The organism is Candidatus Parakkermansia intestinigallinarum, from assembly GCF_944389695.1.
Lineage (GTDB): Bacteria > Verrucomicrobiota > Verrucomicrobiia > Verrucomicrobiales > Akkermansiaceae > Akkermansia > Akkermansia intestinigallinarum.
In genome coordinates, this window is the sequence record NZ_CALXNG010000027.1 from 20,176 (window position 1) to 28,021 (window position 7,846).

General features: G+C 57.8%; 5 protein-coding genes. 1 reads left to right on the forward strand and 4 read right to left on the reverse strand.

The genetic code is table 11. From position 1 onward, the window contains the following. Positions 1-27 precede the first annotated feature (27 nt). From AC6UAL_RS07705 to AC6UAL_RS07715, 3 genes are all read right to left on the reverse strand, one after another. Positions 28-1,869 carry a bifunctional lysophospholipid acyltransferase family protein/GNAT family N-acetyltransferase gene (locus tag AC6UAL_RS07705; protein WP_500682798.1) on the reverse strand — a complete coding sequence of 614 codons (1,842 nt, stop codon included), beginning with the start codon at positions 1,867-1,869 and terminating at the stop codon, positions 28-30. 124 nt (positions 1,870-1,993) lie between these two features. Further along, on the reverse strand, positions 1,994-2,863 hold the full coding sequence (locus AC6UAL_RS07710; protein ID WP_500682799.1) for a PdxA family dehydrogenase: 870 nt from the start codon (positions 2,861-2,863) through the stop codon (positions 1,994-1,996). Then, positions 2,860-3,105 carry a hypothetical protein gene (locus AC6UAL_RS07715; protein WP_500682800.1) on the reverse strand — a complete coding sequence of 82 codons (246 nt, stop codon included), beginning with the start codon at positions 3,103-3,105 and terminating at the stop codon, positions 2,860-2,862. Before AC6UAL_RS07715 ends, AC6UAL_RS07710 begins: the two co-directional genes overlap by 4 nt. A gap of 154 nt (positions 3,106-3,259) precedes the next feature. Here AC6UAL_RS07715 and AC6UAL_RS07720 point away from each other — a divergent pair, with 154 nt between their 5' ends. Further along, on the forward strand, positions 3,260-3,544 hold the full coding sequence (locus AC6UAL_RS07720) for a hypothetical protein (RefSeq protein WP_500682801.1): 285 nt from the start codon (positions 3,260-3,262) through the stop codon (positions 3,542-3,544). Between the two features lie 148 nt (positions 3,545-3,692). On the opposite strand, the gene AC6UAL_RS07725 is transcribed toward AC6UAL_RS07720, so the two are convergent. Continuing rightward, positions 3,693-6,914: an autotransporter outer membrane beta-barrel domain-containing protein gene (locus tag AC6UAL_RS07725; RefSeq protein WP_500682802.1), complete on the reverse strand. Its 3,222-nt coding sequence runs from the start codon at positions 6,912-6,914 to the stop codon at positions 3,693-3,695. Positions 6,915-7,846 lie beyond the last annotated feature (932 nt).

Consider the following 7,846-nt stretch of genomic DNA (forward strand, 5'->3'; position numbering starts at 1 on the left):
TGATTCTGCACTATTTTATTGGTGCTGTCAAGCTTTCTCTTCTTCGGGACGCGCGGCATGAACCCCGCGATAACGGCGGAAAAGCCGCTCGGGCGTATTCTGAAGATCCGTCACCACGAGGCAGTCGAGCGTATTGCCGAACCCGGCGTCGATGTTGAAAGACACCATGCGGCCGCCGAGTCGAATATACTGGCGGAGCAACACCGGGATGCCCTTTCCGTCGGGCTCAAGCCCGGCAACCACCGTATTGAGTACCTGAAGATCGGGAACGGCCGACTCGATCAAGCGCCGATCCTCGCTGTAGAGAGTCAAATCCGTCGGCGGCGTCAGCGCCACCGCATCACCCGCCAGCTGTTCGTCCATGTAGTGCTGCTGCAGGCAGGCCAGCATCAGCGCGCGCGAGGTCTCGCAGTAGGCGCAGGAAATACTCACCGTCCCGAAAAGATAGCGGTAATTCGGGTAACGGTTAATGAAATGGCCGATACCCATCCAAAGCGTATCGAGCGAGCCGGCGAGCCGTTGATACTCCGGCGTGATAAAAGCGCGACCCATCTCGAGACTCTGGGGGAAAATGCTGCGCATGCGGGAACCGAAGCGGAAAAAGTCCGCGTTGTAGAGCCCCTCGATACCGTGCTTCTCGATAATCTTGTCCACCCGGCCGATGCGGTAAGCCCCGGCGAGGCGTCGGCTCTTCATATCCCACATAATCAGCTGCGTGTAGGTATCATCAAAGCGATCGAGGTCGCAGCCCGTTCCCGTCCCCTCGCCGACCGCGCGGAACGTGCGCTCGCGCTGAATACCCAGCTCCTTCATCAGCAGAGGCGAGTGGTGAGCCTCGATCGCGTAGATGCAGAGGGGATTGGCCTCTGAGCGATAAATCAGACACTCCTCCGGCAGCGCGCGGATCTCCGCCTCGAGCGCCTCGGCGTGCGCTCCCTCATCAATCGGCGCGTGCTTGGGCGGAGCCGTCACCGCGGCCTCCTCCGCCGGCGCCTCGCGACGTCCGCCGGGTTGCTCGAGCGGGGGAATCTCCATCACGCTGCCGTGAGGCGTACCCGGGTAGCGAAGCAGCATCGTACGCAGGCGCAGATAATCACTCAGCGCCTCATCGCTGCCCAGCAGGCGCATCTCCGACGGAGAAATCGGCTTGCCGAGGTGAATCGTGTGGCGCATGCGGCAGTCCCGCTTAATCTCGCGCGGCAGCAGCCCGGCGCGCTTGCCCTTGGCCATCAGGCTCACCAGCTGGAAGAGAAGCCCCGTGTGGCCCGAGATATGCATCGGAACCACCGTCGCGCTCGTCTTGCGAATCAGCGACGCAATATTCGTCTGCCAAGGATCATCGACCACGCGGCGATCGCGGCGCGAATAAGTCGCCGCCGAACCGCTCGGAAAGACCAGAATGCAGTGCCCGTCCTTCAGCCAGCGCAGAATCTCGCGCATCGAAGCCAGATTAGCCCGCGTCGCCTCCTCGCCGCCGTAGACATCAACCTTGATCTCGTAGGGGCGCATCCCGCGCACGCAGTCCAGAAACTCATTGACAATAATGCGAATATCATCGCGCACCATCATCGCAATATCGCCGAACATCAGCCCATCGGACATGCCGTGCGGGTGATTGGACACAATGACGCAAGGCCCGACCTTCGGAACATTCTCCAGCCCGGTCAACGAATAGTGCAGCGGAAGATAGTGGCAGGCCAAGCGGAAGAAATTCTCCCCGCTCCCGGCCTCCATATCCTCCTCAATGCGCGCATGAGCCTTATTGAGCGCATGAAAGCCCAGATAGCGCTCGCCGAGGTTGAGCAGCCATGACGGAACATACTTTCCTCCCGGGATATAATCGCCCAGATCTACCATTTTCGGTCTCATAGCACAAAAGTCTCGTGGAAAGGCAGCCTGCCCGGCTTCAACCTGAAGCCGACTTTACCACAGAAAGTCACATCAGGTCAACCCTAAAGCGGTATTTGACATACCGGACACGGGATTTTAGCGCTCAAATCGCGACACTGCGCAGCGCCAACTCAAAGGCTCGTACCGTGCTGGAAGGATTGGCCAGCCCCTTGCCGGCGATGTTGAAAGCCGTCCCGTGATCGGGGCTCACGCGCAGGCGGGGCAGGCCGATCGTCGCATTGACGGCCGTCTCGAAGTCAACCAGCTTGAGTGCAATGAGCGCCTGATCGTGGTAAGGCGCCAGCACGGCATCGTAGAGCCCGTTGAGCGCATCGCGATACACGCAGTCCGGCACGCAGGGCCCGCTGAACTGAGCCTCGGGGTGCAGGCGGCGCAGCTCCTCCGCCGCCGGAGCAATCAGGCGCGACTCCTCATCGCCGAAGGCCCCGCCCTCGCCGTTGTGCGGATTGAACCCGGCGAGAGCAATCCGCGGAAGCTCGTGCCCCGTGCGGCGCAGAAAACGCGCCGTTAGCGCCCCGATGCGCACCAATTCCTCGCGGCGCAACAAGCGCGGCACATCCGCCAGAGCCACATGCGTCGTCACCGGTACCACCGTCAGGCGCTGCCCCGTCAGGCACATCGCAAAATCAGTCACCCCGAGGCGATCGGCGAAAAACTCCGTCTGCCCCGGGAAGGGAAAGCCCTGACGGTGCAAGCCCTCCTTGCAAACGGGTGCTGTCACCACCGCATCAATACGCCCCTCGCGCAGCGCCTCTGCCGCCAACTCAAGATGATCCCAAGCCGCGCGAGCCGTCGCCGGCGTCGGCTCACCCGGCGAGCAGGCGATGCGCTTCCCGATGAGGCGGTACTCTGCACCTGCTGGCAGAAGCGGCAAAGCCTTCTGAATAATCTCGGGGCCGATACCGGCTTGATCCCCGAGTGTATAACCGATGACGGGAGAAGAAAGACTCATGATCGCGGAGCGTTTGTTGAAGAAGACTCCCCATCGGCAGCCGGCGCCGAAGTCGCCGGGGCGGCGGCGGGCTTCTGCGTGGGATCGGCCGGAGCGTAGCTGCGGTGCTTGTTGACGTAATCCTCCTGCGAGTCCAGCTTCTCAAAGTGCAGCGATGAGTTGACGGACACATGGTAGACGCCCGTGACGGCCAGCCCGATGAGAGCCGGCAGCATCAGCAGCATACCGAGGCAGGTTTTCATAGCGCTATTTTACTGTCGCCTTCTCCTGCTGTCAAGAACTCAGCGAGTGCAGGGAGCCGAGGAGGAAAAAGCCTCCTGTACGCGCCTCCGACAGATACACGCAGCGGTAAGAAAAACGCCCATCAGCGCAGGAGAGACACACTCCCGCCTTTATGTGAACAAAAGCAAAGCCCGTGTTTGTCTGTACAACCATCGGCTCCAATTGCCTCTAGCAACCATCCAAACCACGGGCGCTGCAAGCAAACTACCAAAGCTCGGTGCTTTCGTCAAGGGTAAAAATAATAAAAATCTCCATCGCCGACATGAAGACCCGCTGCGCTTCGGCGCGCAGCAGGCGGGGAAAGCCTGCATCGACAAATCAGAAGAGCCGTATCATCCCGAGACAAGGCACGGCTACGCCGTCGCCGAGAGCGAGTTCCTCCGATATCCCCAGTCATGACTGATTCGATGACTTTGGAAGCCCTGAAAAACAAACCCATCTTCAAGAAGAATCCGCTTGTGCGCCACCCCTTTTCGAAGACAATGTCAAACAAAACGGCAGGGCTCCCGCAAGAGCCCTGCCGATATGGACAACGGCGGAATCGTCCTCAGAAGGCCAAGCTTACGCCTGCGTGAACGTGGTGGTAGTTGGCAGAGTCCCGCAACTCAAAGCTGTAGCCGGCGTAGAGCATGCAAGAATCCGTCGCGAACCACTGCGTGTCATAGGAGAACTTAAAAGCGTGCCGCCCCGGAGAAGCCCCTCGGACATCCCACCATCCCGTCGCGTCGCGGGCCGTGGAGCGCGGATCCTCGCGGTACAGATCCGGAATATACGAGATGCTCAGCGCATGGAGCCAAGGAGTGTTCCCCCCATCAGCCTCGTACGACCACGAAGCTCTTACGGGCATGGAGAGCATCGCCAGCGAACTGTCATCGAAATGACGCCCCTCAGCCCCTGACTCGGAAAAAGCCTCGCGACCGGCATACCCGTACTCCAATCCAAGAGCCAAGCCCAGCATCGCGCGCTCATTCAGCCGGCGATTCCACTGAGCGTTCACTTTGAGCAGCAGAGCATCGGAATTCCAATGGCCGTGCGCACAGTACCCGGCCCGTTGCCAAGAAGACAAATCATTGTCCGTCCATCCGTACGTCGCGCTGCCGCTGTAGGTCACATCGACCCGGTCAGACAACTTCTGCGTAGCCGCCGCATAAAGCGTCACCATATTGGAGACCTGCTCCACCTCGTCGGGGTAGCTCCGGGAGGTGTTGGTGCCGTACATCTGCCCAAAACCGATGCCGGCCAAGTAGCGACCTCCCCACACGCGATCCGCACCCAAGGCGTAGCCGGCACCGCTGTAATCATAGCCATCGACGCCGCCCTTGCTCCGAACACTCTCAAACTCGCCCAGACCGCTGGCCCAGAAGCGCGTGGCGCGGTGATCCTCAAAGCGGAAAGCCGTCACTTGTGAGAGCGCCGACTCCGCAAGCAGCCGGGTATTGCGATGGGTGCTCCAAAGGGAGTTCTCTGTAATAAAGCCGACTCGCGCCGGATCCACCTCGGCCGGACCATCGTCTGCAGAACCGGTGCTCTTCCAGTCTGCGTACAGAACGTAGCGCTCATCCTCATCATCGGAATCTCCCCAGCGAATACTCCACTCCCCGCTGTAGCCGCCTTCATATTCAACGACGTTGGAAGCGCTCACCCCACCCGTCTCGGGAAGCGTCGTGAGCGATGCCACGGAGACGATGGAGATATCCGTCGTCAAGCCCGTCTTGTCGATGACCTTGCTCACATCCATGACCGCAAAACTCATATCCGATTTCCAAGCATCATCGCTGTAAAAAGCACCGGGCGTCTCCGTCATGTGGTCGGGCACGCCGAGGACGAAGCCGGAGCCCATGTCGACGAAGTTGGCCGTGATCGTCAGCGGTGCGGAGATCAGCTGAGAGGGCAGTCCGGCTGCCGTCTGCCCACTGCGGACACCGTATTGCAGAGCGTGATTGAAGTCGACACTCAGGCCTCTGCTCATATCCACGCGATCAGCGATGACGCGCCCCGTATCATCCGATCGCAGAACCGCATCGTGTCCCGAAAAAACGATGTTTTTGGCAATCGCCATGCCATCAGACCTTAGAGTCAGCGCACCCTTCTGCACCATGAGCGATGTGTCTTCATGAAACTCCCACGTCGCATTCGGCGCCTCTTCACTCAGCGTCAGATCGCCATTCTTGTACACAAACTGGCAGTCGATGGTATCATCACCATTCCCGTATACAGCACCGTTCTCAATCAGTAACTCACCGTCCCAGAGATACGTGTCGGCTACGACATCGGACCAACGAGAGTAAAGAAGACGCAAAGCAAAATCGTCTGACGACTCCCCGTCAGCCTGTGTCAGATAGGGAGAATTTGTGCCGCGGTAGTATTCTCCGGAGAAACGTATCGTCCCCTTGAACTCGGGAACCTCGCCCATGTATTTCTCGTAGTTGGCGATCACTTCCGTGTTTCGGGGGTCAGCGGCATCGGGGACCTTGTTTAGGTCAATCCTCACAACTTGGCCGTTACTTGCCGGTGTCGTCCACACCCGCACGGGATCATAAAAATGAATATATTGACCCTCCATCGCGCGAAAATCGCCTGCGGTTGTATGATCGGTACCGAGATTTCCCGTAAAAATGACACTGGTCGCAAAGTTGAACGAAAGATTCTCGAGACATCCGATGTTATTGCGAAATACCATATCACCGTAGTCCGCAGACAGCATGATGCGACCGTTGGAGCTGCGGTCTTGTACAATCGCTCCCGCATCATCGCGGAATTCATACCCCACCATAAACAATTCTATCCCGGCCATATGTTCCCCTGCCGTATTGCCGGAGAACTCAAACCCCTTGTTGAGGTAACAGTCAAACCTCCCTCTGTATCCGTCATTGTCTTCATAGACGAAAACCGTGGCTCGCATACTTCCGTAGTTGTCATTTATGCGTATGAAATCATTTCCGTAGATGCTCAGGTTGTTGCGTCCGATTTCAATGGCGCTCCCTCTCGTATAATCGGAGAATATTCCGTCATAGATCAGGGCGTTGTTTGAAATATTAATCAGCCCGCAGTTGGAAATGACGGATTCCGCCTGAGATGTCTTGCCGATGGAAATGGCACCATTGCCCGACGAATTCCCGTATGTAAGCGTATTGCACACAGAGAAAGAATCGACGTTGTCAACGATGAGAGTGTAGCCGCGCAGAGCTCCGCCATAGGTGGCGTTAATTTCCTCCGTTGTGAACGATGTGCCGGTTTTGGATTCGCCGTCATAGATGCCGGATATGGAGACGGTATTAATATCCTTAAAAACGATGGTTTGAGCACCGACGCTGCCACCGCCGCAGGGTTGATTATACAGACCGCCCTCAATGCGGTTGTTATCAAAGATGAGCTGATTTAAATTTTCAAATGCAATGGTGATAGGGTAGGTCATCTCCTTGGAACCCACGGCTCCGCCCAAATTCCACTTGTTTTCGATGGCGTTGTTGATGAAACTCAGATTGTCCTGCTTGCCCTCCGTCGCACCCAAGATGCGCACGACAATGGGGTCGGTGTTTTTGTTGGCTGTTCCGACGCCGATGGCGGCTCCGCCCACGGAGTCGCTGCTGGTCATATTTGCGAAAATCACGTCGCCGCTCACATAGATATCGGTTGAGTCGGGGGCGACGATGCGATCCGTTTGAGTTCCGGAAAGAGGATTCTCTTTGGAGCCTGCTTGCTGAGCGTATCCGCTCGGAGAGAAAGCGATCAAAGAGAGAATGGTCAGTGCTGTAATTGATGGTCTCATGATAAGTGTTTTTGGTGTTATTCTGCCGTTGTTGAAGCATAAATAAACGTCATACAACAAGCTACAAGGTTATTATACATAGAAATACGTTAGATGTCAATATTTTTTTTGGGTGGGATTTAGATGATCTGAAAGAGACGTATTGCGTCAAATCAAAACACATCCCGTGTTCGCCTCCCCCTCGTCTTCAAAAAATCCGAATCTCGGCGCAATTGAGCTTCGGCGGGTTCCGACTCAGATCGGGAAGCCCGGAGTTGGTCGCCGGGGGACTTGCCGGAACCGCGGCAAAATGAAAGCCCCCCGGCTGCCTGATTGCTCTGCTGCAGAAGGTGCCCCGCGCGACTTCGCGGCGGGTCTCACACTGCAGAAGTGGGCGTCCATCCGTGCGGCTCAGGAGAAGGCCGGTCTCAGGGGGCTGCTCTCGGACCCTGCGGTCGGGTCGAGCTTTAGCGATAGGGCGGCTTCACTCCGAGGGACATGATTCAGACGTGCTGCGTGAAGGTCGGTGAGACGGGCACGGAGGAGCCGCCGTAATGACTACTCTGTTTGATGACGCCATCAGCACGGAAAAAGCACCCGCCGAGATGCACTTCGACCGCCCCTTCCTGAATTCGATGCGAACCTCTGACTGCGCCATGCCCTTGCGGAGGAGTCCAGCTGCTGTGGGGGCGGCACTCTCGGAGCCTTTCCCGCGGCGAAGGCTTCCCGCCTCGGAAAGATGCGAAGGTGGCAGGAGATATTGCGGATCCCGTCGCCGGCACACAACTCTATGCGCTCAATGAATGGCTTGTATCAGGAAGCGGGTGCTGCCTTTTCTCCTGCCGTATCGTGCTTCGATGCCGTCGTCGGGCACAATCCGGCTCTTCTGCTAATTGTGTGGAATGACGCCGCAACAGAGCAGAGAGAAGAAGAGAAAAACAACGCAGGGGGCA